Annotated in this window: 23 protein-coding genes; 2 read left to right on the top strand and 21 right to left on the bottom strand. The window is 70.9% G+C overall.

The window, feature by feature from the left end; all coding sequences use genetic code 11:
• Positions 1 to 5: 5 nt before the first annotated feature.
• The 7 genes from ACFY5B_RS17235 to ACFY5B_RS17205 form a co-directional block, all read right to left on the bottom strand.
• On the bottom strand, positions 6 to 1,292 hold the full coding sequence (locus tag ACFY5B_RS17235) for a polysaccharide lyase family 1 protein (RefSeq protein WP_389969748.1): 1,287 nt from the start codon (positions 1,290 to 1,292) through the stop codon (positions 6 to 8).
• Complete coding sequence (locus ACFY5B_RS17230) at positions 1,289 to 2,185, bottom strand: carbohydrate ABC transporter permease (RefSeq protein WP_389969746.1); 897 nt, start codon at positions 2,183 to 2,185, stop codon at positions 1,289 to 1,291. Before ACFY5B_RS17230 ends, ACFY5B_RS17235 begins: the two co-directional genes overlap by 4 nt.
• Entirely contained in the window at positions 2,182 to 3,114 is a 933-nt protein-coding gene (locus tag ACFY5B_RS17225) for a sugar ABC transporter permease (protein ID WP_358283629.1), read from the bottom strand. Before ACFY5B_RS17225 ends, ACFY5B_RS17230 begins: the two co-directional genes overlap by 4 nt.
• A gap of 160 nt (positions 3,115 to 3,274) precedes the next feature.
• Positions 3,275 to 5,005 carry an L-arabinonate dehydratase gene (gene araD / locus ACFY5B_RS17220; protein WP_389969744.1) on the bottom strand — a complete coding sequence of 577 codons (1,731 nt, stop codon included), beginning with the start codon at positions 5,003 to 5,005 and terminating at the stop codon, positions 3,275 to 3,277.
• Positions 5,002 to 5,913 (bottom strand): dihydrodipicolinate synthase family protein, encoded by a 912-nt coding sequence (locus tag ACFY5B_RS17215; protein ID WP_389969742.1) that lies wholly within the window; start codon positions 5,911 to 5,913, stop codon positions 5,002 to 5,004. The genes araD and ACFY5B_RS17215 overlap by 4 nt, the downstream gene beginning before the upstream one ends.
• Positions 5,910 to 6,569: a GntR family transcriptional regulator gene (locus tag ACFY5B_RS17210; RefSeq protein ID WP_389969740.1), complete on the bottom strand. Its 660-nt coding sequence runs from the start codon at positions 6,567 to 6,569 to the stop codon at positions 5,910 to 5,912. Before ACFY5B_RS17210 ends, ACFY5B_RS17215 begins: the two co-directional genes overlap by 4 nt.
• 208 nt (positions 6,570 to 6,777) lie before the next feature.
• A complete protein-coding gene (locus ACFY5B_RS17205; protein ID WP_389969738.1) occupies positions 6,778 to 7,743 on the bottom strand; it encodes a helix-turn-helix transcriptional regulator in 966 nt (321 codons plus the stop codon).
• 92 nt (positions 7,744 to 7,835) lie between these two features.
• On the opposite strand from ACFY5B_RS17205, the gene ACFY5B_RS17200 reads away from it, so the two are divergent.
• Entirely contained in the window at positions 7,836 to 8,201 is a 366-nt protein-coding gene (locus ACFY5B_RS17200; RefSeq protein ID WP_389969736.1) for a VOC family protein, read from the top strand.
• A gap of 273 nt (positions 8,202 to 8,474) precedes the next feature.
• Here the strand turns inward: ACFY5B_RS17200 and ACFY5B_RS17195 are convergent, their stop codons facing one another.
• The 6 genes from ACFY5B_RS17195 to ACFY5B_RS17170 all read right to left on the bottom strand — a co-directional run bounded on the left by ACFY5B_RS17195 (position 8,475) and on the right by ACFY5B_RS17170 (position 13,870).
• The gene (locus tag ACFY5B_RS17195; RefSeq protein ID WP_389969734.1) at positions 8,475 to 9,086 is read right to left on the bottom strand and encodes a TIGR03086 family metal-binding protein; all 612 of its coding nucleotides are present in this window, start codon (positions 9,084 to 9,086) and stop codon (positions 8,475 to 8,477) included.
• Positions 9,087 to 9,321: 235 nt separating this feature from the next.
• Positions 9,322 to 10,620: a YrhB domain-containing protein gene (locus ACFY5B_RS17190; RefSeq protein WP_389969732.1), complete on the bottom strand. Its 1,299-nt coding sequence runs from the start codon at positions 10,618 to 10,620 to the stop codon at positions 9,322 to 9,324.
• Between the two features lie 3 nt (positions 10,621 to 10,623).
• A complete protein-coding gene (locus tag ACFY5B_RS17185) occupies positions 10,624 to 10,941 on the bottom strand; it encodes a YrhB domain-containing protein (RefSeq protein ID WP_388245302.1) in 318 nt (105 codons plus the stop codon).
• On the bottom strand, positions 10,942 to 12,690 hold the full coding sequence (locus ACFY5B_RS17180; RefSeq protein ID WP_389969730.1) for a putative T7SS-secreted protein: 1,749 nt from the start codon (positions 12,688 to 12,690) through the stop codon (positions 10,942 to 10,944). It lies immediately after the preceding gene.
• On the bottom strand, positions 12,690 to 13,358 hold the full coding sequence (locus ACFY5B_RS17175; protein ID WP_389969728.1) for a hypothetical protein: 669 nt from the start codon (positions 13,356 to 13,358) through the stop codon (positions 12,690 to 12,692). Before ACFY5B_RS17175 ends, ACFY5B_RS17180 begins: the two co-directional genes overlap by 1 nt.
• Positions 13,355 to 13,870 carry a hypothetical protein gene (locus tag ACFY5B_RS17170; RefSeq protein ID WP_389969726.1) on the bottom strand — a complete coding sequence of 172 codons (516 nt, stop codon included), beginning with the start codon at positions 13,868 to 13,870 and terminating at the stop codon, positions 13,355 to 13,357. Before ACFY5B_RS17170 ends, ACFY5B_RS17175 begins: the two co-directional genes overlap by 4 nt.
• Before the next feature lie 223 nt (positions 13,871 to 14,093).
• Between ACFY5B_RS17170 and ACFY5B_RS17165 the strand changes: the two genes are divergently transcribed.
• Positions 14,094 to 15,329, top strand: coding sequence for an MFS transporter (locus ACFY5B_RS17165; RefSeq protein ID WP_389969724.1), 1,236 nt, complete (start codon positions 14,094 to 14,096; stop codon positions 15,327 to 15,329).
• Here the strand turns inward: ACFY5B_RS17165 and ACFY5B_RS17160 are convergent.
• The 8 genes from ACFY5B_RS17160 to ACFY5B_RS17125 form a co-directional block, all read right to left on the bottom strand.
• On the bottom strand, positions 15,307 to 16,632 hold the full coding sequence (locus ACFY5B_RS17160) for an MFS transporter (RefSeq protein ID WP_389969722.1): 1,326 nt from the start codon (positions 16,630 to 16,632) through the stop codon (positions 15,307 to 15,309). The genes ACFY5B_RS17165 and ACFY5B_RS17160 overlap by 23 nt on opposite strands.
• Positions 16,629 to 18,107 carry an NAD(P)/FAD-dependent oxidoreductase gene (locus tag ACFY5B_RS17155; RefSeq protein WP_389969720.1) on the bottom strand — a complete coding sequence of 493 codons (1,479 nt, stop codon included), beginning with the start codon at positions 18,105 to 18,107 and terminating at the stop codon, positions 16,629 to 16,631. Before ACFY5B_RS17155 ends, ACFY5B_RS17160 begins: the two co-directional genes overlap by 4 nt.
• 70 nt (positions 18,108 to 18,177) lie before the next feature.
• Entirely contained in the window at positions 18,178 to 19,608 is a 1,431-nt protein-coding gene (locus ACFY5B_RS17150) for a TldD/PmbA family protein (RefSeq protein WP_389969718.1), read from the bottom strand.
• Positions 19,559 to 21,067, bottom strand: coding sequence for a hypothetical protein (locus tag ACFY5B_RS17145; RefSeq protein ID WP_389969716.1), 1,509 nt, complete (start codon positions 21,065 to 21,067; stop codon positions 19,559 to 19,561). Before ACFY5B_RS17145 ends, ACFY5B_RS17150 begins: the two co-directional genes overlap by 50 nt.
• Positions 21,058 to 22,164, bottom strand: coding sequence for a HesA/MoeB/ThiF family protein (locus ACFY5B_RS17140; RefSeq protein ID WP_389969714.1), 1,107 nt, complete (start codon positions 22,162 to 22,164; stop codon positions 21,058 to 21,060). Before ACFY5B_RS17140 ends, ACFY5B_RS17145 begins: the two co-directional genes overlap by 10 nt.
• A complete protein-coding gene (locus tag ACFY5B_RS17135; protein WP_389969712.1) occupies positions 22,161 to 23,471 on the bottom strand; it encodes an ABC transporter substrate-binding protein in 1,311 nt (436 codons plus the stop codon). The genes ACFY5B_RS17140 and ACFY5B_RS17135 overlap by 4 nt, the downstream gene beginning before the upstream one ends.
• Complete coding sequence (locus ACFY5B_RS17130) at positions 23,461 to 24,450, bottom strand: cupin-like domain-containing protein (protein WP_389969710.1); 990 nt, start codon at positions 24,448 to 24,450, stop codon at positions 23,461 to 23,463. The genes ACFY5B_RS17135 and ACFY5B_RS17130 overlap by 11 nt, the downstream gene beginning before the upstream one ends.
• A gap of 99 nt (positions 24,451 to 24,549) precedes the next feature.
• Positions 24,550 to 24,708, bottom strand: coding sequence for a hypothetical protein (locus ACFY5B_RS17125; protein ID WP_351627773.1), 159 nt, complete (start codon positions 24,706 to 24,708; stop codon positions 24,550 to 24,552).
• Positions 24,709 to 24,717: the final 9 nt, after the last annotated feature.

The following is a 24,717-nucleotide window of genomic DNA, read 5'->3' as shown; positions in this document are numbered from 1 at the left end:
GCCGGTCACCGGATCCTCCCCGCACCCGCGCCGCGGGCCACCGCCCGGTCGGCTGCCGCGGCGCTGTCGATCCGCCCGTGCAGGGTGGGCGTCCAGCCGACGTCGGCCGTCAGATCGCGCTCGCTGCCCGAGTTGTACGCGTTGTGGATCGCGAGCAGGTCGACCGGGAAGCCGTTGAAGAGCGTGCCGCTCTGGTGCAGGGCGCTGCCGTTCCAGCTCTTGACCAGGTCGGCGACCTCCACGTGGCCCGGCGCGTGGAAGGCGTTGTTCTCGGCGTACATCCTCGACTCGGTGGAGACTCCGAGGGAGTAGCGGTGGTCGTCGCCGGTGATGTCGTAGCGGTTGTTGTAGACGTGGACCTGGCCGAAGCGGACGCGCGGGGCGCGCTGGACGACGGAGTCGAAGGCGTTGTGGTGCAGAGTGACCCGGAGTTTGCCGCGGTCGCCGGTGGCGGTGTCGCTGTTGCCGATCAGCATCGCCTTGTCGTGGCCTGCGAAACGGCTCCAGGAGACGGTGACGAGGTCCGAGCCGCCTGTGATGTCCAGCAGGCCGTCGTGGCGCAGGTAGTTGCGGGCGAAGTGGGTGGGTTCCTTCGCGTCGGGGTGGCCCTTGTCGCTCAGGGTCACGTGGTCCACCCACACATGGGTGGCTCCGGTCAGCCAGATGTTGTCGTAGGCCGTCTTCCAGTCGCCGAGGCCGCCGGTGTTCGGCTGCCAGACGGGGAAGCAGTCGTAGGCGTCGCGCAGGTCGAGGTTGCGGACGATGACGTTGTCCGCGTTCTTGACCTGGAGGCTCGCGCCCTTCAGGACGGCCGAGTCGCCGAGTCCGACGAGGGTGGTGTTGGAGCCGACGGGCAGCACGATCCGCTCGGCCTGCCGGGCGGCGGACGCCTGACGGGCCTCCTCCTGAGGGCCGCTGGGCTTGGCCGAGCCCCAGGTGCGGGGGTCGTAGACGGCCAGGTACTTCTTCAGGGCGTAGCCGCCGGTGGCGTAGTCGGCGCAGTCCAGGCGGTCGCCGTCGTCGTCGGTGTTGGCGTCGATCGTCCCGGCGATCTTGATGATCTTCGGGGTGTCGCTGCCGCCGTCGAGGGCGCGGACGAGGCCGGCCCGGTCGGTCACCGTGTACACGTGGTCGGCGTCGGCGGCCGCTCCCCCGGTGGTGCCCGCTCCTTCGGCCGCCCAGCCGTCGTTCGCCGGGAGGGTGTCGCGGCCGATGTCCCGGGCCTCGGCGTGTGCGGGCACGCAGAGTACTCCGAGCAGCCCGGCCGCGACGGCCAGGTGCCTGCCCCTCATCCCTTCACCGCCCCCGCACTGAACCCGGTGATCAGCCATTTCTGGATGAAGGCGAACACGATCACCACCGGGACGGCCGCGATGATGCCGCCCGCGGCGAGCGCGCCCAGGTCGACGCTGTCGGCGCTCATCAGGGAGTTGAGGCCGACGGGGATCGTCTGCTTGTCCTGGTTGTTCAGGAACATCAGGGCGAACAGGAAGTGGTTCCAGGAGTGGACGAAGGCGAAGGAGCCGACGGCGATCAGGCCGGGCCGCAGCAACGGCAGCACCACGATACGAAAGGCCGTCATACGGTTGCAGCCGTCGACCCAGGCCGCCTCCTCCAGGGAGTACGGCACGTTCTTGATGAAGTTGCTGATGAGGATCATCGACAGCGGCAGCTGGAAGACCGTCTCGGCGAGGATGACACTGCCCAGCGAGTTGATCATCTGGAGTTCGGCGAAGATCTCGAACAGCGGGACCAGCAGCAGCGCGCCCGGCACGAACTGGGAGCACAGCAGCGCCAGCATGAACGCCCGCTTGACCTTGAAGTCGAACCGGGCGAGGGCGTAACCGCCGGCCAGCGCGACGAGGGTCGTCATGAGCAGGGTGGCGACGCCGACGAGCACGCTGTTGGTGAAGTAGGTGCCGAAGCTGCGGTCCGTCCAGACCTTCTCGAAGTGGTCGAAGGTGATCGGCCAGGGCACGAGCGAGGTCGAACCGGCGGGGCGCAGCGAGAAGAGCAGGATCCAATAGAAGGGGATGAGGGTGAAGACCAGGTAGATGCCCAGGGGCAGGTAGATCTGCCAGCGGGGTGCCTCGTCCCAGGCGCGCTTGCCCTTGGCGGGGTGCGGGGGTCCGGGGGTGGCGGGCACGGGAGCGGGCGCCGTCCTGGTGGCTTCCTTGACGCTCACTTCTCGCCTCCGAACTTGCTCAGCCGCAGGTAGACCATCGAGCAGAAGAGCAGGATCACGAACGCCACCGTGGTCAGGGCCGACGCGTAGCCGAAGTTGTGGGCGTCGACGGATGTGTTGGCGATGTACAGCGGCAGCGTGGTCGTCTCGCCCGCGGGGCCGCCGCCGGTCAGGGTGTAGAGCAGGTCGACGTTGTTGAACTCCCACACCGCGCGCAGCAGCGTGGACAGGATGATGGCGTCCTTCAGGTGCGGCAGCGTGATGTGCCAGAACTGCTTGATGCGGCTGGCGCCGTCGACCTCGGCGGCCTCGTAGAGGTCCTTCGAGACGGACTGGAGGTCGGCGAGGATGAGGATCGCGAAGAAGGGCACGCCGCGCCACAGGTCGGCGACGACCGCCGCCGGGAACACGGTCGAGGTGTCCGAAAGCCAACTCGTGCCGTAGGAGCCGATGCCCATGTCGGCGAGGTAACGGGTGATGCCCGTCTGGGAGTTGTAGAGCAGCACCCAGATCGCGGAGGTCAGCACGCCGGAGACGGCCCAGGGGGAGAACACCAGGGCTCGTCCCAGGCCCCGGCCGACGAAGGTCTGGTTGACGATGAGGGCGAGCGCGAGGCCGAACAGCAGCTGGAGGCCGACCTCGACGACGACCCACTTGGCGCTGAAGACCAGGGTGTCCCAGAAGACGGGGTCCTTGGTGAAGGCGTGGACGAAGTTGTCGAAGCCCGCGTAGCCGTTGCGCCACGGCTTGGTGGGGTTGTAGTTCTGCAGGCTGTAGTAGAAGACGCTGATGACCGGGTAGGCGATGAAGCCCAGCATCAGCAGGGCGGCCGGTGCGATCAGCAGGTACGGGAGCCTGCGCGGCGTGGCGGAGGCCCGGCGCCGCCGGGGTGGCGCGGGCGGTTTCGCCACGGCTGCGGCTTGGGCCATGACAGGGTCTCCGATCTCGGTACGGTCGTACGGGAAGCGCTTTCTCGATGTGCGGGGGTCCGCCTGGAGTGCGCGAACGGGGTGCCTCTTGCGGTGGTGTGGCGAGTGCGGACTCGTTGTGCTCTGCCGCGCAGTTCCCCACGCCCCTGAAGGGGATGGGTCAACCGGCGTAGGGATCCGGGGCCTTGCCCGGCCTTGCCAGGAACTCGAAGTCGCAGCCGGTGTCGGCCTGGGTGATCTGCTCGTTGTAGAGCGCGCCGTAGCCGCGCTCGTAGCGGGTGGGCGGGGGAACCCAGCCCTTGCGGCGGCTCTCCAACTCCTCCTCGTTCACGTTGAGTTGCAGGGCGCGGGCCTCGACGTCCAGGGTGATCGAGTCGCCGGTGCGGACCAGGGCGAGCGGCCCGCCGACGTACGACTCGGGCGCGATGTGCAGGGCGCAGGCGCCGTAGCTCGTGCCGCTCATCCGGGCGTCGGAGATACGGACCATGTCGCGCACGCCCTGCTTGAGCAGGTGGTCTGGGATCGGGAGCATGCCGTACTCGGGCATGCCGGGGCCGCCCTTGGGCCCCGAGTTGCGCAGTACCAGCACGCTGTCGGCGGTGATGTCCAGCCCGGGGTCGTTGATCGTGCGCTGCATGGTCCTGTAGTCGTCGAAGACGACCGCGGGACCGGTGTGCTTGAGCAGGTGCGGCTCGGCGGAGATGTGCTTGATGACCGCGCCGTCGGGGCAGAGGTTGCCGCGTAGTACGGCGACCCCGCCCTCGGCGGCGACCGGGTTCTCGCGGGTGCGGATGACGTCGTCGTCGTGGACGACGGCGCCCTCGATCTGTTCTCCCAGGGTTCCGTTGACGGTGGGCCGGTCCAGGTGCAGCAGGTCGGTGATCCGCGAGAGGAAGGCGGGCAGACCGCCGGCGAAGTGGAAGTCCTCCATGAGGTACGTCTGTCCGCCGGGCCGGACGTTGGCGAGCACCGGCACCGTGCGGGCGATGCGGTCGAAGTCGTCGAGGGTGAGGTCGACCTGGCTGCGCCCCGCCATCGCGATGAGGTGGATCACGGCGTTGGTGGAGCCGCCGAGCCCGAGCACCGTGGTGACGGCGTCCTCGAAGGCCTCACGGGTGAGGATCCGGGACGGCTTGAGCGCGGTCCAGGCGAGCTCCACGGCACGGCGCCCGGAGGCGGCGGCCATCCGCTCGTGCCCGGAGTCCACGGCGGGGATCGATGAGGCGCCCGGCAGCGTCATGCCGAGGGCTTCCGCCGCCGCGGTCATGGTCGACGCGGTCCCCATGGTCATGCAGTGGCCCGGTGACCGGGCCAACCCGCCCTGCAGCTCCCGCAGTTCGCAGTCGGTCAGGTTGCCCGCGCGGTGCTCGTCCCAGTACTTCCACATGTCGGTGCCGGACCCGAGGGTCTCGCCGCGCCAGTGGCCCGGCAGCATCGGTCCCGCGGGCACGAAGAGGGACGGTACGTCGGCCGAGGCCGCGCCCATGAGCAGCGCGGGCGTCGACTTGTCGCAGCCGCCGAGCAGCACCGCCGCGTCGACGGGGTACGACCGCAGCAGCTCCTCCGTCTCCATGGAGAGCAGGTTGCGGTAGAGCATCGGGGTCGGCTTCTGGTACGTCTCGGAGAGCGTGGCGACCGGGAACTCCAGTGGGAAGCCGCCCGCCTGCCAGACCCCCCGCTTGACCGCCTCGGCCCGCTCGCGCAGGTGGACGTGGCAGGGGTTGATGTCGGACCAGGTGTTCAGGACGGCGATCACCGGGCGGCCCCGGTACTCCTCCGCCTCGTAACCGAGCTGGCGCATCCGGGCGTTGTGCGACCAGGTGCGCAGCTGCCCCTCGACGCCGTACCACTGGTGGCTCCTGAGCTCCTCGGGACGCAGCCGCCCGGTCATATCGACCACCCCGCGGCGATCGCGGCGACCTCGGCACGCCCGCTCTCCGGCAGCGGCTTGCTCGGCGGGCGGACCTCGCGGCGGCACAGCCCTAGGGAGGCGAGGGCCTCCTTGACGACGGTGACGTTGTCTGCGGAGCCGTTGGCCGCGCGCAGTTCCTCGAAGCGCCGGATCTGCTCCCAGACCTTCATGGCGGCCCGGTAGTCGCCGGAGCGCAGCGCCTCGATCATGTTCAGGGAGACGGCCGGGGCGACGTTCACCAGCCCCGAGGTGAAGCCGGTGGCACCGGCGGAGAAGTAGGAGGGGGCGTACGGCTCGGCGAGCCCCGCCACCCAGACGAACCGCTCGAGGCCCGCGTCCCGGGCGAACGCGGCGAACCGGGCCGCGTCGGGGACGGCGTACTTCACGCCGATGACGTTCGGGCAGAGGTCGGCGAGTTCGGCGAGCCGGGCACCGGTGAGCTGCGCGTTGCGGATGTACGGCACGACGCCCAGCTCGGGCACGGCCTCGGCGATGGCGCGGTGGTAGTCGACCCAGCCGGCCTGTGAGACGTACGGGTGGACCGGCTGGTGGACCATCACCATCTGCGCGCCGAGCTCCCGGGCGTGCCGGGCGGAGGCGACGGCGGTGGGGACGTCGTGTCCGACGCCGACCAGCACGACGGCCCGTTCCCCGGCCTCGTCGATCGTCAGTTCCGTGACGAGCCGGCGCTCTTCGGGGGTGAGGGCGTAGAACTCGCCGGTGTTGCCGTTCGGGGTGAGGGTCGTGATGCCACCGTCGAGCAGGCGGCGCATCAGGGCCCGGTGGGTGTCCCGCGCGACGGAGCCGTCCTCGGCGAACGGGGTCACCGGGATCGCCACCACGTCGGCCAGGGCCGCCCGCTGGGTCTCGAACGCCACGCTGCTCATTCCTGACCTTCCTGTTCCAGTCCTGCCTCGGGGAAAGCGCGCTGCACGAAGGACGCGATGTGGGCGTGCAGGGCACGCGCCGCGCCGTCGGCGTCGCCGTCGAGGGCGAGCCGCAGGATCTCCCGGTGCTCGCCGGCCTCGCGCTCCCAGGAGGGCGAGGCGGCCCAGGCGACGGCGGAGACCAGGGCGGCCTGGTCACGGACCTCGTCGAGCATCCGGCCCAGCAGCGGGTTGCCGCACGGCAGGTACAGGGAGCGGTGGAACTCCCGGTTGGCGAGGGAGCGTTCGGCGGTGTCGGTGGCGACGTCGGCGCGGGTCAGTGCGTCACGGGCGGCGTCCAGGGACGCCCCGCGCTGCACGGCCCGCCGCAGCGCCTCGGGCTCCAGCAGCAGCCGTACGTCGTAGACCTCGCGCGCCATGTCCGCGTCCACCAGGCGCACGGTGACGCCCTTGTACTGGCTCATCACGACCAGCCCGGTGCCGGCGAGGGTCTTGAGCGCCTCGCGCACCGGGGTCTTGGACACCCCGAACTGCGCGGCGAGCTCGGTCTCGACCAGCGCCTGCCCGGGCGTCAGCTGCCCGGTGAGGATGCGGTGTTTGATCCCCTCCAGCACGTACTGCGTGCGGGAGGGGATCGGCGTGGGCACAGAGGTCATGCGCGCCTCTCGGATCTCGCGTCTCGATGGATCGCGTATCGGATCTCGCGTATCGCGTCTCATATATGACGTACGAAGTACGACGCGATGACGGTAGGAGGGCGCGTGGGGTTCGTCAATGCTTTCGACAGAGGAAGGTGCAATCGCTTTCTACGAAGTGCCGTCCGGGGTGGTGCGTTCTGACGGGTTGCGTCCTGGATGTTGCGGGTCAGGACGTTGGCGACGGCGCATAGTGGTGGGCGAGGTTGCTGGCGAGGTTGCTGAGGTGAGCCCTGGCTTCGGTGGGGCCGTGCACGGTGATGGCACTTCCGAACGGCAGTAGCGCTCGCACGTCCTCCAGATGCAGGAAGCGGATCGTCACCTTGTGGCCGGTGGCGGATTCTTCATGGCCGTCCTGGACGAGTCGTTGGCCAAAGATCCGTTGCGCTCGCTCGATCTGGGTCTGGTCGATGGTGGCGCTGACCTCTATCCCATGGTTGTGTTCCCACTGGGCGACGAGCGCTGCAGCGACGGTGGCCAGGGTCTGGTTCTCGCGGATCCGTCGTGGCTGGTCGACTGCTGTCCAGGCCGTGATCCGTTCGAGTCGGTACATCCGTGGCACTCGGGCGCAGTCGGCGACGAGGTACCAGGTGCCGGCCTTGGCGAGCAGCCCGTAGGGGTCCACGACCAGGATGCGTGAGCATGACTCGTGGGGACTGTCGTACTCGATCCGCAGCCGACGACCGCGCCGCACTGGGCCGATCAGTGAAGCCGGAGTCGTGTCGGAATCTCGCGCCTGGAGCCAGGGACGGCTGTCCACGTGCACGACGTCGGTGAGGGGCAGGAGCTCATGAGCTCGACGTGACTGTGTGGCGCCGATCTTGGAGAGCGCGCGATGGCTTTCGACGGATGCGTTGAGCTCCGCACGCTGCTTCTCATCCAGCCCGGTGAGCGACAGATGATCACGCTCGTCCGGTGTGAGTCGCGTGAGGTCCAGCCCGGACCCGGGCAGCATGGTCACGCCTCCGAGGCGGCCCCGTCGCGCGGTCACCGGCAGACCGGCGTCGCGGAGCCAGTTCAGATCCCGGGTGATGGTTCGAAGGGACACCCCGAGCGCCGAGGCAAGCTCCTGTGTGGTCACGGCATCCCTCGAGGCGAGGAGCAGCATCAGGGAGAAGAAGCGGTCTGGGGTCACACACCGATTTTTTCAGGAATTGCGACAGGGGGCGGCGCATATCCCGGTGAGGCTGGTGGATGCGTACCTACGACCTGTGAGAAGGAACGACCATGACCACATCCGTCGTGTCCATCGTCTATGTGAACGACGCTCCCGCCGCAGCGCGCTTCTACGGCGACCTCCTCGGCATGAGCCCTTCGTTCGAGACTCCGGGATACATCACCTTCGACCTCGGGCCAGGCGCTGACCTCGCTCTGTGGTCTGGCCAGTTCGAGGATCTGTCAGCGGACGTCCCGCGCACCAGTGAGGTTTGTCTGGCCAGCAACGAGGGGCCCGACGAGATCAATGCGATCTTCAAGCAGTGGCAGTCCAAGGGCGTCACGATCCTGCAGGAGCCACATGATGCGGGGTTCGGGCTGACCTTCCTCGCAGCCGATCCTGACGGGAACCGTATCCGTGTCGCACCGCGGGGCTGAAAGGCCGCAATGCGGCAGGCGCGACACCTGTCCCGCGCGCCTGCCGTTGGCTGACTTCGAGAGGACGGCGAGCTACACGGTGATGCGGGGTCGCGAGACCGGCCGTCGAGCCCGCACCGGAGTCCGAACGCGACTCCAGCATGGATCATCGAGCAGATCGAGGTTTGGCGCCGCGACGAGAGGTGGTCCGCGCAACGGATCACGTGCTGCCGCCGGAAAGCCGCCGGCAGCACGCCTCCGCGAGAGCGTCACCGACGTCGAGCCCTCATACACCTAGACGGCGCGCGTCCACCCCGGGTCCCGCCCGCTCAGTCCCACCGCACGGTCCAGCAGGGGCGCGGCCGCGTCGACGGTGACGATCGGCCCGAAGATGGCGCCGCGCTGGGGGTCGTCGGCCGAAGCGGCGAGGAACTCGTGGCAGGCCCGGAGCGCGGCCGGGTCGGGGCGGTACGGCTGTCCGGTGGCGCGGGCCAGGTCCCAGCCGTGGATCACCAGTTCGTCGACGGCGACCAGGCCCGCGATCTCTGCCGGCAGGTCGACGCCCCCGGCCCGGGTCATGCCCGTCCAGGCGGACGGGTCGCGCCAGGCCTCGGCCAGTTCGGCGAGGACCTCGGGCAGGTCCTCGCGCCAGCCGGGCGCGAGGTCGGGCCGTGCGGAGTCCGGGCTGGTGTCGGTCGTGGCGCCGAGGTCCTTGCGGGCGGCGTCCCGGAAGGCGGCGGACAGTCCCGCCAGGTGGCCGAGCAGGTGGCGCACCGCGTACTCGGGGCAGGGAGTCGCCTCGGCCAGCTGCTCGTCGCCGACACCGGCCACCAGCTGCGCAAGAGCCTCCGTCTGGGGTCCGAGGTCGAGGGTCGGGCTGGTCGTGCCGGTGGTGCTGTCGGTCATGGGGCTGCTCCTCCGTGTGTCGTCCGGAAGGTAGACCGGCACCGGCCGCAGAACTCATCGCCCACCCGACGTCTTCCCGCTCTCCGCCTCCGGCCCCGCGTCGCACGGGCCGACCGGTGTGACGGGCGTGCCGCGGCGGCCTACCGGCCGGGATGACGCCCCGACGGCCTGAGCGAGACGTGCATCGCCCCGGCCATCGGGTCGGGCTCACCGGCGCTGCCTGCCCTGACGTCCCTCAGCGGTACCGGACGACGTGCAACCGGTGGACTCCCACCGGGTCCAGGACGGCCGGCTCGCCCGACGCACCGTCGACCAGGACGACGCCGTCCTCCAGTCGGAGCGCGTTCACCAGCTGGCCGACGGCCTCACGGCCCCGGCCGTCCGTACGGCGAGCCCAGATCAGGGCGCGGGCCGCGACCGGCAGTGCGGAAGCCGCCTCGACCGCCGCCGCCCAGTCCTGGTGCTCGGACACGGACAGCACGGGGCCGAGGTCGGCGAGCGTCGACTCGAACCACGCGGCGCGGGCGGGAGGCGGTGGCTTCGGCAGGTCCGCCCCTCCGGGGGTGGCGCCCGCGTCCCAGCGGGCGAGCCAGCTCCACGGGTCGGTGTTGGGCAGGCCGAAGGGTGCGGTCTCGTCCTTCGGGACCACGACCGTCGCGTCGAGCATGCAGTCCTGCCAGTGGCCTTCGCGCAGGAAACGGCTCGTGTTGCAGGAGAAGACCCAGCCGCGAGTGGTCTCGTCCTGCGCCGTCGGGGCGTGCAGTTCCACTTCGCCGTGGTAGGCGTCCTGAAGCCAGCGGCGTGCCTTGTCGACCGCGGAGGCGAAGTCGGGTGCCGCGTGCTCCCACGGGGTGAGGCGCGGCGTGAACGCGCCGGGCAGTGCGCGGAGCAGCACGAGCTCACGGACCAGGGACGGGTCGAGGCGGGCGAGGGAGGAGGTCAGTGCGTCGAGGAGGACCACCTGTCCCTTGTGGTTGTGCGCGTAGAGCAGGTTGCCGGTCGCCTCGTGGCCACCGACCTCCCGGCGGACCCAGACCAGGCCACGGGTGTCCGGGCCGGTCTCGGTGACCGCCCGGATCACGTCGTCCCAACCGCCGGCCTCGACGCGCGTGAACTCGGGGAAATAGCGGCGCGTCAGCCGTTCCCACCAGCCGGGCGCCTCGTCCGACGGCTGCCAGGGCAGGGGCGTGGACGGGGCGCCGTTGATCGTGGAGTGCAGAGTCACGACACATCCGCGGATGTTGATCCGACGGGGCTGCGTCTCGACCCGGCGAGCCGCATCTTCCGGTGCCACGGGTTCCAGGTCCGCGAGTGGAGCACTGGGCGCCGGGTGGAACGGGGTCCCGCCGTCCTTGGGCACGACGACCGACGCGGCCATCATCGGCGTCTCCGGAAACCCCGGCTGCGGCAGCGGTCGGCAGGCCATCAGCCATGCGGCCGCCGTTTCGTGCACGGGGCGCCCGACGGCCAGCCGCACGAGGCCACCGTAGGTGGCGTTCAGCCAGGCGGTTGCCCGCTGATCGGGACTCGACATCCCTCAGTGCCCCCTCTTCGGCGGCCAACCATGGGGCCATTCACCCGTCGCGCGGAGTTCCATGTACTTATCTGCCGGAAGGTAGGTCGGGGAGAAGTGCGGAGCGGTGCCGTCGTGCGGTACCACGATGAGCGACGTGAACGGAGCCTGCGTGGGGTCGCCCGTGTCGATGTGTTCCTTGAAATCGAAGCGCACGGTCCAGCCGTAAGGGAACCGGATCGCTGTTTCCGGCAGCATTACTACAGAATCGGGCTTCTCAGGGAAAGCCTTGGTTTTCAGGTATTCGGCGGCCGCTGCCACGGCTTCCTCACGACTCAGCACTTAGGGGCTCCCATCGCGGTAAGGGATGTGTCCGATCGATGACACATTTTTCTCCAGTATTCCGAGGGTTCCTGACTGCCCGTCGAGGAAAACGACCCCGTGCTTGGTGTTCACGGCATTGAACACGTGGGCGCTGCCGTCGGGTCGGCTCACGTACACGGCGCTTCTCGAACCCTCTCCGCGCGCCTGGAGGTCTCGGATGATGTCATCGTAGCTCTTGACCATGTCGTAGTGGCCCTTGGCCCTGTCCTTGAGGCCGAGTTGCTCCGGGGGAATGTGATCCGGCTGCAGCTTGGGCGCCGCACTCACTTCGACCCCGTCCAGCCTGCGGTCCACGGAGACGACGTTATGGCTGCAGTTGTCTCGATAGCCAGGAGTATCGGTGTTGTTGACGTCCTTCAACCACGGGTATTCGCTGTCCAGAAACTCCTGGGCCTTCTGCGGGTCCACGGAGTCGTAATGGATGGCTTTTTCCTTGACGTGGTCCGTGGACCGTGCGAGGTCGCTCCAACTTTTGGGCGCCGCGTCGGCGGCCTCGTCCGCGACCTTCGCACCGTTGGGTACGGCCTTCGCGGCTCCGGCTCCCGTCTCCATTCCCTCCCTCACCGCAGCCCGCAGACCGCCCCGCGCCAGCCCCGCGCCCTTCGTGCCGATGAGCTCGGGTACCAGGCGGCCGATGAACTCGGACGGGTCCTTCTTGAAGCCGTCCACGGCGGCGTTCAGCGCGCGCTCTGGGTGGGCCGCGGTCGAGACCAGGCCGGAAAGCGTCAGGGAGATGTTCTGGAGGTACTCCGCCGGGTGGGTCAGGTTGTAGGGGTCCACCGGGTTCAGGCCGCGGGCGAAACCGACCAGGCCCGCCGTGCCTTTGACGACACCGCCCACGACGTGGTTGAGCTCGACGCCGGTCGCCACGAGACCGTCCACCACGTTGCCGGTCAGGCGGTCCAGCGGCGGCGGCTCCGCCGGGGCGTGGGCGAGCGCTTTCTTGATGTCCGCCTCGGCGTCACCGGCGGCGGTGTTCCGCTGAGCGCGGGCCCGGGCCAGCTTCTCCCGGGCCTGCCGGATGGTCTCCCTGCCGGGGTCGTGGAACGGCCCGGGCGTGGGGCCGGGGTCCTGGTCCGCCCGCACCTTGGCGTTGTAGGCGTCGACCTTCTGGTTGTACTCCCCGATGGCCTTCTCGGACGCGCTCTTGCCCCGTGCGTACAGCTCGATGGCCTCCTGCGCCTGCTGCTGCGCCCACTTCACCGTGCCCGCGTACGCGTCCAGCGCGGTAGCGGCGGTTTCGCATGCGTCGGCGGCCCGGAGCCACTTCGAGGGGTGGACGCCGAACTTCTCACGGAAGGTGTCCCCGGCTTCACCGCGCCAGGCCGAGGAGTCGACCTTCTTCATCCCGGAACCGACCTTGTCGAAGGCGGCGGAGAAGTCCCGCAGGTGCTTGGCACTGCTCCGGATCTTCTCGGGGTTGCCGTGGACCAGCTCGTTGGCCTCCTCGGTCTGGCCGAGCTGCTGCTCCCCCGGTGTGGCGCCGAGGTCGGACGCGACCTCGTCGCCCCAGTCCTCCACCGCGTCCGCGGCACCCTCCAGACCGACCCGGTCAAGGCCGTCACCGAGCCGGTCTGTGCCCCAGTCGACGCCCTCGCCGACCACCTTCTTACCGGCGTCGACACCGTCCTCGAGAACGTTCAGTCCGTGGTTGACGCCGTCCTTCAGCCTGCCCAGGCCGCCGCCGATGTCGTCGAGGACGCCCATCAGCCCTCACCCCCGCCGCCCTGCATCCGGGCGCGCTCCTCCGGCGAGGGGCCGAACTGCTCGTCCAGCACCCGCTCCCACGTGGCCTCCGAGACCCCCGCCCGCTCGCGAATGCTCTCGGGCGCCATCCCCATGCCGACCAGGTTCTCGGACGTCATGACGTCCCGGCCCGCGTCCCGCCACCCCTGGGCGCTGGTCTCCCAGGCCCGGTCGAAGGACTCCTTGCTGTAGTCGGCGTCCCTGACCTGGGTGACCGGGTTGTTCGACCAGACCTCACCCCAGTCCTTGCCGGTGACCTCGTCCTCCGAAGCGTGCGGATTGCCGATCACCGAGTTGACGCCGACCTTCATCGCTCCTTCGACGTACTGATCGGTCTCGTAGTACGTCCCGGCCGCGAGCCCCGTCTTCAGCGCGAACAGGTTGCCCTCCTGGACCAGCGAACGGACGCCCCACTCCCACCGCTCGCAGAAGGAGCCGAAGGTGCCGGTGAGGCCCTCCGCGCCCAACTCCAGTCCGGACAGCGCGATGTCGCCGAAGCCACGGCCCGCGCCGGCCTCACCGACCATGCCGAGCTCTTTCAACTCGCCCAGCGCCGCGGTCAGTCCCTTGGCTATCTCGTCGAGACCGGTCGCCGTCAGATCCTTGCCGTTGCCGCCGCCCCCCGTCATCGAGGCGTCCCTCCTTGCTGTACACGGTCCACTGCGAACGCGTCGGGCACGATCCCGGTCACCGGGGGGAGAAGCAGCGCGTGGTCGGCACCGTCGGCCGCGTCCAGAGCCACGCCGCACGGCGCGCCGGCCTCGGGTACCGCCACGTCCAGCAGCCGCGCCCCGAGTACGGTCTGATACGTCCACTCCCGGTCGGCCTCGTCCCGGGCGAGTGCGTACCGGGACAGCGCCGACTCGTCGGAGAAGGCCAGGATCCAGCGGATCCCGCCGAAGTCGGCGGTGAGCCAGCCGCCGTCGCGCAGCGGCACCAGCACTGCCGTGTCCCGGAACGCCTCCAGCAGCACGGCGAACTCGCGGCTCCGGGCGGCCACTTCCTCCTCGGTGGGCTCCGCCCCGGACTTGCCCACGACACGCTGCCGACGGGGTGACTCGGGCCGTTGGGTCATCTCTGCGTACTCGGCAAGTCGGGAACGCCGTACCGGCGTCTCCTTGCCGCCCCCGAAATCTGTCACGACCCAACTTTTGCATATGACGCACCGGTGCTTCTCCTCAGCCTCGAGGGCCACTTGAGCACACACCATCGATACCGGCGGTCACGGTTCTCGGTCCGGTCCGGGCGTGGAAGAACGGCCGACATGGGTGGGCCTCCGGACAGAGGCAGACCCACCGACGGAGATTTCTCTGAGGAACCTGCCCGATCCGCTCCGCAGGGCCTTAGCGCCACGATGGCCAGGCATGACGACCAAGACGACCTGGCCCCTCGTGCGCGTTCTGCGCGACCGCGACGCAAGGCTCTGCCTCTTCGGTGTGGTGGTATCCGGCTTCGGCACCTCCGCCCTGTGGCTGGCGTCCGGCGTGTGGGTCAAGGACCTGACCGGCTCCGACGGCCTGGCCGCGCTGTGCATGCTCGCCATGTGGCTGCCGACCCTGGCCGGCCCGCTGCTGGGCACGTTCGCCGACCGGGGCCGCCGCAGGCCCCTGCTGATCGGCCTGAACCTGCTCCTGGGCGCCCTGCTGCTCACCCTCGTGAGCGTCGACGACCCGGGCGACCTGTGGCTGCTGTACGCGGTCCTGTTCGTGTACGGCGCGGCAGGTGTCGTCCACGACGCGGCCGAGTCGGCGCTCGTCGCGAACACCGTGGAACCGTCCCTGCTGGGCGACTTCAACGGCCTGCGCATGACCGCCACCGAGGGCATGAAGCTCGTGGCTCCGCCGGCGGGCGCGGGCCTCTTCGCGGCATACGGGGGCGCGAGCGTCGCCCTCCTGGACGCGGCGACGTTCGTGCTGGCCACGGCTCTGTACGCGATGCTGCGGGTGCGGGAGGACAAGCCCGTGCCGCCCGCCGGAAGCCGCCGCCGGCGGACCGCCGAGGGCGTCCGGCACCTGTGGGCGCACCCCGTGCTGCGCCCCCTGGTCCTGGCGGGCGGCGCGACCATGCTGTGCGCCGGTCTGAACGGGGCGATGGTGTACGCCGTCGTCGAAGACATCGGGCACTCCCCCGCGTACGCCGGTGTGCTGTACGCCGTGCAGGGCGCCGGTTCCGTCGCGGTCGGCCTGCTGTCCGGCGCCGCCCTGCGACGCCTGGGCGCACGGCGCTTCGCGGCGTCCGGCATCGTCCTGCTGGCCGTCGCGGTGGCCCTGCGGGCGGTGCCGTCGGATGCGGTGGCGCTGGTGTGCGGCGCGGCGATCGGCATGGGGCTGCCCGCGGTGCTGATCGCCGCGCTGACGTCCGTGCAGCGCGAGACGCCGGGTGCGCTGCTGGGCCGTGTCACGGCCACCGCGCACACACTGGTGTACGCGCCGCACGTGGTCGGACTGGCCGCCGGGGCGGCCCTGGTCACGCTGGTGGGCCACCGGCCGGTGCTGGTGGCCCTGGGCGTCGTCCTGCTGATGACGGCGGCCGTGCTGCGGTCGCCGTCCGTCGGCGGGTCATCGGCTGCGGCGGGTGTCAGCCCGTCTTCTCGCCCTTGACCCACGTCCCCTTCCGCAGGGCCGGGACACTCAGCGCGAGGGCCAGGGCGGGGACGAGCGCGTACCAGGCGAGGCCGTGGTTCGGCCCCGCCCGGTCGACCAGCCATCCCAGGGCGAGGTACCCGCAGCCGATCATCAGGGACTCCACGAACGTGATGATGGACAGCAGACTCGCCCGGTACCGGGAGGGGACCCCCTCGTTGAAGACGTTGTCCACGACCACCGCGGTGATGTCCGGGGCGCCGACGGCGAGCAGGAACACACCGACCGTGAGCCAGGCCAGGCCGAGACTGGTGAATCCGAGTGCGGCGACGAGCACCAGCAGGGTCAGCGGCACGAGCAGGTGCACGCCCAGCCGCTTGTCCGCCCGGTCCGCCAGCAGCGGGGCGAAGCCGCCGATCAGGTAGCCGGCCGACATCACGACACTGACCAGTGTCGTGGCGACGCCTTGATGGCTGAGTGTCTCCTGGGTGAAGATGAAATACGGGGTCGTGGTGGCGTGCATCAGAGCGGACACCACGACCAGCGACGCCAGCCGGGGGGTCAGCCGGCGGATCACGGCCCCCTTGCCCAGTCGGGCGTCCGGCCGTGCGGACGAAGCGGCGGGGTCCGGGGCGGCTTGTTCCGCCTCGTCGTCCACCGGCTCGGCGGCTTCATCGAGATCCGCGGCGTCCTGTCCGCGGATCTCGGGGACCCGGGTCAGCAGCACCGCCGCCGCCAGCAGCAGGGCGCACGCCGAGGCTAGGTACACGAGCTCCCAGGAGATCTGCTGCAGGCTGCCTCCCAGCGCGATGGCCAGGGCCATGGTGGTGGCCGCGAACGTGGCGTAACGGGACTTGACCTTCACGTAGTGCGTCTCGGCCCCGCGGCGCCTGAGGAGGTCGTAGAGCAGGGCGGTCTCCGCGCCGGAGACACAGGCCATCCCGATGCCCTGCAGCGCGAAGAGCACGACGAACGCGGCGTACCCCGAGAGCGTCACCTGGCCGATGAGGCAGGCACCGATCAGCGCCTGCCCGATGACGATGCTCGCCCTGCGGCCCACCCGGTCCGCGATGAACCCGGTCGGTACCTCGGCCAGCGCGCTGACGATGTACAGGAGGGTCTGGAGCACGGCGATCTGGGCGGCGGAGAAACCCTGGTGGACCAGATAGAGGACGAACACCCCTCGCTGGAAGAGGGAGTTCGCGAGCACCGCGTACAGGTAGAAGGGGCGCGACACGCTCTTCGCCACGTGCAGGGACGACGGGGGGTCGCCCGGCTCCCTGGGGTGGTCCTGCGCGAGCTCGGCCGAATCCGTCGTCAACGCACCGTCTCCAGTCCCGATGAGGCCCCCCGATCGGCGAGCAGTGACTTCACCCGCAGATACGCGTCCCGGTCCGGGCCGTCCTCGCTGAACGCGCCCGCGACCAGGAACGGAACGATATCGGGGGACAGTCCGTGAGACGAGCCGAGATCCTCGTACATGCGGACGCCGCCGGCGGCGAACAGCGCGGGGACCGCGTCGTGCCGCCACAGCCGGGGGAGGACGAGGGACGCCTCGAACCCGGTGCACGCCCCCTGGTACGCCGTCTCCCCCGCGCTCTCGGCCGCCGAGAACACGCTGATGGGGCGGCGGTCGGGGCGGAAGGGGTGGTCGTAGCGCGAGGTGCCGCCGAGTATGCCGTCGGCCATGATCCGGGCGATCAGCGGGCTGTTGTGGAATCCGTCCCGGTAGGTTCCCGTCGCGATGTGCAGCCCGTCCAAGGGGCCCGGGCCGAGCAGGGGGAAGGTGTCGAGGGTGACCGGGCGGTTGCCCACACGCCACTCGTCGATCTGCGCGAAGGCGAAGTCGTTGTTCAACTGGTCGATGGCGCACTGCAGGAGGAAGTGGCTGAGGCCGGCCGAGGGGCGGGTGCGCGGGGTCGCGAAGACCACGTTGGTCGCACCGACGTAGTCACGTCCGCCCGGGAACGGAACGGCGTGCAGTCCGCAGGAACCGGCCCGGTTGACGGTGCGCACGACATGGCCGAACTGTTCGGCGCCGAGCCGGTGGGTCACGGTCGCGATGCCGGTGCCGGAGAACACGGGCTGGACGTCGTGCGGGCCCAGCACGGTGTCGAGCAGGGGGGTCGTGAACGCTCCGGCGGCCACCATGATCGTGCCCGCCGAGACGTGTGAACCGTCCGCGAGGGTCGCACCGGTGACCCGGTCGCCCTCACGGGTGAGCGCGCCGACGGGCTGGTCGACGAAGCGCACCCCCCGCGCGACCAGGGCCGCCCGGAGCGCCTCGTACACCGCACCGCTGTCGACCGCGTTCTCCGCGGGGAGGAACAGGGCCCTCAGGGGCCGGGCGGTCGGTGTGGGGTCCAGGCCCGCGATGCCGCGCGGGCTGATGAGTTCGTGCGTCTCCCCGTACTTGGCGGCCGCGTCCAGCATCGCGTCGAAGTTCTCGGAGTCCAGGTCACCGGAGACCGCGTTCTCGATGACGACGGTGCCGGAAACGGTGTGCGGCCGGTCGTGTCCCGACACCTCGCAGACCAGGTCGAGCCAGCCGGGCCATAGTGCCAGGGAGTCCCGGCACATCTCGAACTTGGCCCGCGAGGCATCGGAGGCCAGCGTGTACTTGGTGATCTCGGCGAAGCAGTTGAGCATCGCGCCGGATGCCGGGGTGGCCGCGCCCTCCCGGTCCCGCGGCCCGATGACGGTGACCGAGAGGGAGGCGTCCCTGCGCGTCAGTTCGAGGGCGGTGGAAAGGGCGAGGACCCCGTTGCCCACGATGGCTATGTCTGGCGTGGTCATGTGCCTGGTCGTCTCCTCGACTGGGTGGTGCGGTGGGTGGGCGTTCGACGGCCGCAGCCGTGCGGGGTCGTCAGGACTCGGGCCCGGCGGGCTCGATGTCGACGCCGGTCACGAGCAGCGTGGGTCCGCCGTCTCCCACGGGGACCTCCTGGCCGTACTTGACGCAGGCGGCCGGGCTCCCCATGGCGAAGTCGTCGCCGAGGCCGCGGATCGCGGCCAGAGCGGCCGTCACGTGTCCGGTGACGACGGCGTCGGACACCGGCTCGGCGACCACACCGCGCCGGATACGGCGGACGTCCACCGCGCCGAACGCGAACGTGCCGTCCGCGTGCACGCGTCCGCCGCCCAGCCGGGCGACGTGGAAGCCGTGGTCGACGGACGCCGTCAGCGCGGCCGGGTCGTCCGGGCCCGGTGCGAGGTACACATTGCTCATGCGGGTCGCAGGCGGGTGCCGGAAGGACTGCCTGCGCCGGCGTCCGGCGGCGTCGAGGAAGGCCGTCACCGTGCCCTCCCGGACCAGGTGCTGCGGCCGGGCGGGGGTGCCTTCGTCGTCGTGGGTGAAGCCGCCCCAGCCGCCGGCAAGCCCCGGGTCGTCGGTCAGGTGCAGCCCGGCCGGGCCGATCCGGTCGCCCTCGTGCCAGGCCACCCCGGCCAGCCGGCGGGCGGCGACATCGCCCTCCAGCGGGTGCCCGAGGAGTTCGTGGACGAGTACGCCGCTGGCTCCGGCGGCGATGACGAGCGTGACGTTCCGCTCGGCGACCGGCCGGCCCGTCGTCTTGGCGGCGGCGGCACGGCCCGCGTCCCGCCCGACCCGGACGATGTCCAGACCGGAGTCCCAGACGCCGAGGTCGCGGACCCCGGCCTTGCGGTATCCGACCACCGGGCCGCCCGCGCCGTCGATGACGGCACGGCAGGACACCAGGTGCCGTCGCTGCGCCGTCTCCAGGTGTGCGAGCCCGGGCCCGAGCCGGAGGAACGCCCGGTCGGCCCCGGAGTACGAGACGGACACCGAGTCGGTGCCGGGTGCGGCGCGCACGGCCGCCGAGCGGGCGGCACGCAGCAGCTCCGCCGACGGCGCGCCGGCGGTCCCGGAACCCTGCGACTCCAGATGGCGGGCGGCCCGCAGCACCGTGGCCGCCAGGTCGTCGGTGCCGAACCCCGTGGCTCCGGCTCGGTCGGCGGCGGCGCGCAGGCCGAGCCGGAACGCTTCGCCGGACAGGCTGTTGAGGCCGACGTACCCCTCGCCGTCGCGATGCCGGACCCGCACGGCGAAGCCGGCCTGCTCGTAGGGCTCCCCGGTGGCGGTCGCGCCGTCGGGGACGAAACACTCGCTGCCACGCACCCGTTCGACGAAGAAGTCGACCCGCACCCCGGCCCTGTCCTGCGTCTCCCTCAGTCGCTCGCCGAGGACCACCAGGTCCGGGTGGCCGCCGGGCGCACCGCCGCCCGGGTCAGTGGTGTGCGACCGCGAGGGTGCCGGTGTGATCATCGCTGCTGCCATGTGCTGCCACGCGCCATCCGTGCTCGGGGGCCCATTCGCGGACGAAGCCCGCCATCCGGTAAGGGGTTGCCGTTTCGACCATCACCGCCAGGGAGTCCGGATCCGCTGCACGCGCCGCTTCGGCGGAGGCCCGGCTCACGAACGCGAGGTCCTCCTGCCGTACGTCGGCGCCGGCCAGGCCCGCCAGGAAGACGATCTGCCGCCGGGTGGCGAGGTCGAAGGCCGCTCCGGCCGTGGCCCGGATCTCCGCCAGCGCGTCGGCCGGTGCGGCGCGCAGCAGGGCCGCGATGGCCTTCGTGGAGTTCGGGTTGATGCCGGGATCGTGACGACGTAGCACCTCGGCGAGGTCGAGCTGCTCCTGGGCCGGTGTCTCCGAGGGGTGCCCGACCCGTCGGTAGCCGGCCCGGAGGTGGAAGGGGAAGAGGCGGCCCAGTGCCGACTGCGCGAAGAGCACGCGCTGTCGCGGTACGGAGCCGGGTTCCGTGCCCGGCCACATGCGCCCGTTCAGGGAGAGCCCGCGGAAGGCGGGGTGCACGATGACGCGCTCCTGACACAGGACGGACTCGTTGATCCGGCGCAGCGTGGGCAGTGCCTCGAACTCGCGGGGGAAGGGGCGGCAGAACACCTTGACGGCGACGAGCAGTCCGCGGACGCGGACGGTGCGCACCTCGGTGACCAGGTTCTCCCAGTCGATCCACCGCTCGTCCTCGGCGCGGTAGTGGTAGCCGGCCAGCCGTTCGTAGTCGGCCCGGTCCCCCGCGCTCTCGGTGAACTCCTCCTCGATCCACCGCTCGACGCGCTCGCCCGGCTGGTGGGCGCCGGTGGTCCGGCCGATCGTGCCGTCGAAGTCGAGGCGGATGTGGTCGTCCGGGCAGAGGAAGTCGTGCAGATCCTCGTGGGCGGTGGCGACGACGGCGGCGATGTCCAGGGAGCGGCAGGCCCGCTGGAAGTTGTGGGCGATGACCTTGGCCGTGGTGCGGTCGAGGTTGGAGCAGAACTCGTCGACCGCGATGAGTCCGCGTCCGCCGTGGGCGAGGCGGGCCAGGGTGAGCCGGTGGTGCTGTCCGTCGGAGAGGTGTTCCGGGCGGGACATCATCAGCCGGGGTTCGCCGAGGCCGAACCTGCCGAGCCAGGAGACGGTGTCCTCGACGTCGCTGTCGAAGAGGTCGACGACCCGGTCCGTGGGGCCGATCGGCGGCAGGTCCGCGACGGTGCGCACGTCGGTGCGGCGGCACAGTTCGCGCAGCAGGCTGGACTTTCCGGTGCCGCTGAACCCGGTGATCAGGGTGATGCCGCGGGGCGTGACGGTGACCGGCTGGAGGGCCACCGTCTCCTCGGCGGTCTCCACTCCGAAGACCTCACGCAGCTGCCACGCCCGTTCCGACAGCGGGCCGTCCTCCCGCCGGTGCCGGACCTCCAAGGTCAGGGCCCGCGCGGCCGGGGAGCTGTTCAACGCCACGTTCTCTCCTCATACGTCGACGAGTTCCCCAGGTCCACGACGAACCGGGCGTTCAGGGAGCGCGTGGGGCGTTCCAGGATCACGCCGTTCAGCCACTCACCGGCCATCCAGGCCGCGGTCACGGTGTTCACGGGGGCGACCGAGGCGCTCATGACCGGATCGGCGATCGCGCTCCGGGCCACGGCGGCCACGGCTTCCATCTCCTGGGCGAAGGCACGGTGGGCGGTGGTGTCGTCCGGCCTCAGCAGCGGTCCCACGGCGGCCTCGTGGAGCCCCGCCGCCGCGAAGAGCACCGATCCGCCCCGGTCACGGGCGAACGCGGCCAGGAGTGCGGCGAGGGTGCCGACCGGCCGGTCCGCGCAGCAGAACAGGGTCCACTCGCCGGGGCCGGACGGGGCGAGGCCGGGGATCGTGTCCTCGTCGGCGAAGACCGCGGCGGTGGCGATCCGCGCCTGCGGGTGACGTTCCAGCAGGAAGTCCCGCAGGGCCTCCGTCTTGGGCCGGCCGAGGTCGGCCTGCCGGTAGGTGAACTGCCGGTTGAAGTTGGTCACTTCGACCACGTCGTGATCGACCAGCAGCAGCCTGCGCACTCCCATGGCGCACAGGTGGGTGGCGACGATCGCCCCGGTGCCGCCGCAGCCCACGACGACGGCCTGGTGCCGGCCTATGCGTTCCTGGGCCGTGTCGGGGTCCGTACCGGTGTGCGCGAGCCAATGGCGCTGCTTGGTGTGCGCGTCGGTGGTGTCGGTACGCGGGAGCGGCACGAGCAGGTCGCGGGCGGCGAACGCCGCCAGCAGTGCTTCCTGCCCGGGGGTGAGCACCGTGCCGGAGGCGGGCCAGCGCAGCCCTTCGGCGAGGTGTCCGGCCCACTCGCGCAGCGCGCGGTCGGCCCCTTCGACGCTGAAGCCCCGCTCGCCGATCACGAGGAGCTCCCCGGTGTCGCCGGTGGCGAGGGTCGTGCCCGCGCGCAGCATGACACCGGCGGGAAACCGCAGGCGCAGCGCCGGCTGCGTGGTGTCCTGCGGTGCGCGGGCCGCCGCTCGGCCGGCCTCGGCTCCGGCGGCCGTCGGTCCGCCGGTCACAGGCTGGTTCGTCATGACCACTCCCAGGGGGCCTTCGGCTGGCGGGCGAGGAAGATGCCCGGGACTTCGGCCAGGGGGACGCAGAGGCTGTGGCGCGCGAGGATGCCGTCCAGTTCCGCCACGGTCGCGTCCAGGGAGGCGGGCGTCTGCGGGGCGCTGTCGTAGGCCTGCAGCACCTTCAGGTAGGACTCGAGCGCGTCATGGGTTCGCAGCGCTTCCAGGAAGACCAGACCCCGGTACACCCCGAGCGGGTCGGAGCGCAGGCCCCGGAAGAGATTGAGCCGCAGGTCGGCGGTGCGGGAACGGCTCTCGTAACGGTCGGGTACGAGGTCGGCCCGGATGCCTGCGGCCGCGAGCATCTGGGCGGCGGCGCGGGCGAGTTCGCGGTTCGGGTAGTACGTGTCGTAGGCGAGCCGGTAGTGGGCGCGGGCCGGGGTCCTCGGCGAGTGCAAGGGAGTGGGGGCCGTGCCCCGCGCGGCGTCGCGGAAGGCTCGGTCGAAGTCCCGTACGGGCAGGAAACCGTGCTGGGGGAGCAGCGGGGCGGGCAGCAGGGCGGCGGTACCGGGGGCGGCGAGCGCGTCGCGGATGGTGTGGCGGTACTGCTCGGCCTCCGGTCGCAGCAGTTCGCCCTCGAAACACAGCGCCACGACGATGCCGGTCCGGCGCACCCGCAGGGACGGGTGACCGGCGAACTCGGCGACCCGGTGCAGCGGGAAGGCGGTGTCGGAGGTGACGTCGAGGCGCCCGGCCGCGAATCCCTCGAGGTTGCGTTCAGGACTCTTGACCCGGCGCAGCACCACGCGGGAAGGCCCGCCGGGGGTGTGCGGGGTCCGGTCGAGGACGATCGTGCGCGGCGCGGTGCGCACGATCCGGTACCGGCCGACTCCGTCGGTACGCGTCCGGTAGGGGGCGAGTGCGGGGAGGGAGGTCAGCAGGGGGAAGCCGTGGTCGGGTTGCCCGAGCCGCACGCGCAGACGGTCTCCCCGGCTGCTGACCTGCTCGACGTGGCGCAGCCAGTAGCCGGTGACGGTGGCCGAGGCGGCCGCCTGGTCCAGGGCCCGCGCGTAGTCGTCGGCCGTCACCGGGCTCCCGTCGGCCCAGCGGGCGCCGGGGCGGAGGGCGAAGTCGTGCCGGCGGCCGTCGGCGGAACTGTCGACCGACCTGGCTCCCGTCGGCTCGGGCCCGCGGGCCCCGGGGGCGACGAGCGGACGCGTGGTCAGGGCGGCGAGTTGCAGCCCGCTGTGGTCGCACCAGCCGGGCTGGTCCAGCGTGCCCGGCATGGAGTCGAACGCCGTGACGCACGCGGCGAGTTCAGCCGGCACCGCTCGGCGCCTCCGTCGCACCGGTGTCCGTGGCGTCCCAGTCCAGCAGGGCCCGCTCGTACTCGCGCAGTTCGCTGGTCATGCCGCGCACCCAGTCCAGCTGCCGGGCGCGGAACTCCGGCCGCGCCAGTTCGTCGTGCCGCCCGGCGCCGCCGGCCCACCCGCGGATGCGGGCGTTGCGCGCCTGCCGGAGGATGGAGAGCGGCTCGGCGAGACGGGTCTCGAACTGCGCGAGGAACGACAGGAGTTTGCGCTCCTCGACGAAGTTGGCGGTGAGCATGAGGTTGCGTTCGGGGTTGCGGACCTCGTGGTACCAGTCGCCGGGAATGTAGAGGGTGTCGCCGGCCCGCAGGGTCACCTCGTACAAGGGGTCGGCGGATTTCCGCAGCACCTCGTCGTGGGTGCGCTCGGACCACAGGCTGTCGTCGGCCCGCAGTGCCCTGCCCGTCTCAGGGGTCACCAGTCGCAGTTCCTTGCTGCCGTCGAGGACGGCCAGCCAGGCACTGGTGGAGAACGTGTCGCAGTGCAGTCCGGTCGAGCAGCCGGGCTCACCGAAGAAGATCCACATTCTTCCGAAGCGAACCTGTTCCGGGAGCCGGTCGATCCAGTCCTCGGAGAAGAGGGCGGGAACGCTGAAGTCGTCGAGGAGTTCGGGGCAGTCTCGAACGAAATTCCATTCGGCGAGATACCGCCGGTCCCGGGCGAGGGAGCCGTCCGCCGGGCTTTTCTCCCAGTATTCCAGGAATTCGGCGAGCCCACCGTCGGCAATCGTATAGTCGTATTCGGAGCCCGCCGGGTATTCACGCACCGGGACCCGGAGTCCGCCGTACTGGTCGCGAAAATGTTGCACGGTCCAGAGTTCTCGCGCCGGCCATTCGTCCTGGAGGCCGCGGATGACCACCGGCCCGTCGAGGTCCTCCAGCGTGGTGACGGCAGAACCGTCCAGCACACGCAGGGGTGTGGGCGAAAGGGGTGCCATGCGCGACGCTCCTCGAGTAGCCGAACCGAGTACCGGACAACCTCCGCGCACCCGCCGCGGGGAAGTGGAACCCCCCGCGGCGGATGGCCGGTGGTGAGATCAGCAGCGGCGGGCGAGACCCGCCACCATCGCCGGGCTGCTCAGGTCGGTGATGCGCAGCTCGATGCTCTCCCGCGCGCTCACCCGGTCCTGCTCCTGCACCGGCTTCGGGGTCAGTTCGGCATTCTTGGCGCTTTCGACCTTCCGCGTCTTCTCCATGGGTTCCCC

Origin of the sequence: Streptomyces sp. NPDC013187, assembly GCF_042899705.1 — a bacterium.
Lineage (GTDB): Bacteria > Actinomycetota > Actinomycetes > Streptomycetales > Streptomycetaceae > Streptomyces > Streptomyces hawaiiensis_A.
The sequence above is the reverse complement of the archived record's forward strand: the minus strand, read 5'-3'. Positions and strand labels throughout refer to the sequence as shown.

Bases quoted from the DNA above. Each gene is read 5' to 3' on its own strand.
- ACFY5B_RS17195 (WP_389969734.1), bottom strand. From the start codon at position 9,086: ATGACCGACAGCACCACCGGCACGACCAGCCCGACCCTCGACCTCGGA.
- ACFY5B_RS17175 (WP_389969728.1), bottom strand. From the start codon at position 13,358: ATGACGGGGGGCGGCGGCAACGGCAAGGATCTGACGGCGACCGGTCTC.
- ACFY5B_RS17190 (WP_389969732.1), bottom strand. From the start codon at position 10,620: ATGTCGAGTCCCGATCAGCGGGCAACCGCCTGGCTGAACGCCACCTAC.
- ACFY5B_RS17235 (WP_389969748.1), bottom strand. From the start codon at position 1,292: ATGAGGGGCAGGCACCTGGCCGTCGCGGCCGGGCTGCTCGGAGTACTC.
- ACFY5B_RS17215 (WP_389969742.1), bottom strand. From the start codon at position 5,913: ATGAGCAGCGTGGCGTTCGAGACCCAGCGGGCGGCCCTGGCCGACGTG.
- ACFY5B_RS17130 (WP_389969710.1), bottom strand. From the start codon at position 24,450: ATGGCACCCCTTTCGCCCACACCCCTGCGTGTGCTGGACGGTTCTGCC.
- ACFY5B_RS17125 (WP_351627773.1), bottom strand. From the start codon at position 24,708: ATGGAGAAGACGCGGAAGGTCGAAAGCGCCAAGAATGCCGAACTGACC.
- ACFY5B_RS17140 (WP_389969714.1), bottom strand. From the start codon at position 22,164: ATGACGAACCAGCCTGTGACCGGCGGACCGACGGCCGCCGGAGCCGAG.
- ACFY5B_RS17165 (WP_389969724.1), top strand. From the start codon at position 14,094: ATGACGACCAAGACGACCTGGCCCCTCGTGCGCGTTCTGCGCGACCGC.
- ACFY5B_RS17210 (WP_389969740.1), bottom strand. From the start codon at position 6,569: ATGACCTCTGTGCCCACGCCGATCCCCTCCCGCACGCAGTACGTGCTG.
- araD (WP_389969744.1), bottom strand. From the start codon at position 5,005: ATGACCGGGCGGCTGCGTCCCGAGGAGCTCAGGAGCCACCAGTGGTAC.
- ACFY5B_RS17150 (WP_389969718.1), bottom strand. From the start codon at position 19,608: ATGGCAGCAGCGATGATCACACCGGCACCCTCGCGGTCGCACACCACT.
- ACFY5B_RS17225 (WP_358283629.1), bottom strand. From the start codon at position 3,114: ATGGCCCAAGCCGCAGCCGTGGCGAAACCGCCCGCGCCACCCCGGCGG.
- ACFY5B_RS17155 (WP_389969720.1), bottom strand. From the start codon at position 18,107: ATGACCACGCCAGACATAGCCATCGTGGGCAACGGGGTCCTCGCCCTT.
- ACFY5B_RS17200 (WP_389969736.1), top strand. From the start codon at position 7,836: ATGACCACATCCGTCGTGTCCATCGTCTATGTGAACGACGCTCCCGCC.
- ACFY5B_RS17180 (WP_389969730.1), bottom strand. From the start codon at position 12,690: ATGGGCGTCCTCGACGACATCGGCGGCGGCCTGGGCAGGCTGAAGGAC.